Annotated in this window: 1 protein-coding gene; it reads right to left on the bottom strand. The window is 63.8% G+C overall.

The genetic code is table 11. The annotated features are described in order from the left end of the window. Nucleotides 1-150: 150 nt before the first annotated feature. Entirely contained in the window at nucleotides 151-1,215 is a 1,065-nt protein-coding gene (locus tag S4A8_RS19090; protein ID WP_353221326.1) for an IS5 family transposase, read from the bottom strand. Nucleotides 1,216-1,286: the final 71 nt, after the last annotated feature.

Below are 1,286 nucleotides of genomic sequence, written 5' to 3'. Positions count from 1 at the left end.
TCTAGGGCGCTGCTGAAATAGCGCCCAAATCTCGATGCGAAGCCCGACCAGCCAAGCGTATTCGCGGGCCATTGATCATTTTCTGCCCATTTTTCGGGCTGATAAGGTTCGAATTCCGGATTCCAGACGCAGTCCGGCCACGGGACGCGCTCATGCCGCCTCCAATGCGGCCATCCGCACCAGGTTGTAGCTGGCGAAGACCAGCCTGGCCTGGGCGGCGACACGATCGAGACCACGCAGCATGGTCTGTTTGAGCGGCCGGGCGTACTTGCCCCAGCCGAACGGCGTCTCGACCCGATGGCGGGCGTTGATTGACTTCGCGTGGCCGGCATGGCGTGTGGTGCGGCCATCGACGGCGGATCGTCGTCGATGCGTGTGCTGAGCGACATGCGGCGTCACGTTCGCTTGGCGTGCGCCGGTAACAAAGCGGTGCTGGTCATAGCCCTTGTCGGCGCCGACGGTCAGTCGGCGCTTGCCCGGCCTTCGGTCGAGCATCGTCAGCGCCGCATCGACTTCGGCGGTGCCGCTGGCCTGTGTGGTCTCGGCATCCACGACCAGGGCATGCCGGTTGTCGGTCAGTACGTGGCCGATGTAACACAGCCGACTGGGTTGCCCCGGGGCTTTCTTATACAGCCGGGCATCGGGATCGGTCTTGCATTCATGGGTGTCCGAGCGCCGTGTCTCGCCCTTGAAGTTGGGCGGGCTACTGGGCGGCTCGTCGTCATCATCTTGACGCCGATAGCTGCCCATCGAGGCCCAGGCATCGATCAACGTGCCGTCCACGCAGAAGTGCTGCTCGGACAACAGCCGGCGTTGCCGGGCCTGATCGACGACAGCGTCCAGAAGCCGGCCCGTGACCGCGCCGTCGATGAACCGTTGCCGGTTCTTGGTGAAGGTGGTGGCGTCCCAGACTGCATCGTCCAGGGACAAGCCAACGAACCAGCGATAGAGCATGTTGTAGCGCATCTGCTCAACGAGCTGGCGCTCGGAGCGGATCGAGTAGAGGATCTGCAGCAACAGCGCCCGGATCAGGCGTTCCGGCGCAATGCCCGGCCGGCCCGTGCGCGAGTAGCTGACCGTGAGCGTGCCGTCCATCGACTCCAGCGCGGCATCGACCAATGACCGGATCCGGCGCAGCGGATGATCCGCGGGCACAAAATCCGTCGTCTGCGAATAGGAGAACAGCGACGGTTGCTCGGCGTCGGGGCTTCTCATCAACAACGCTCCTGCAGGAATTCGCTCGGCTCGAATTATCAGGCAAATTGGCGGGGTTTTTCAGCAGCCCC

It is taken from the genome of Salinisphaera sp. S4-8 (assembly GCF_040361235.1).
GTDB lineage: Bacteria > Pseudomonadota > Gammaproteobacteria > Nevskiales > Salinisphaeraceae > Salinisphaera.
Note: the sequence above shows the minus strand (reverse complement) of the source record. Positions and strands in the feature narration are given on the sequence as shown.

Excerpts from the sequence above, each read along its gene's own strand:
- S4A8_RS19090 (WP_353221326.1), bottom strand. The coding sequence starts at position 1,215 with ATGAGAAGCCCCGACGCCGAGCAACCGTCGCTGTTCTCCTATTCGCAG.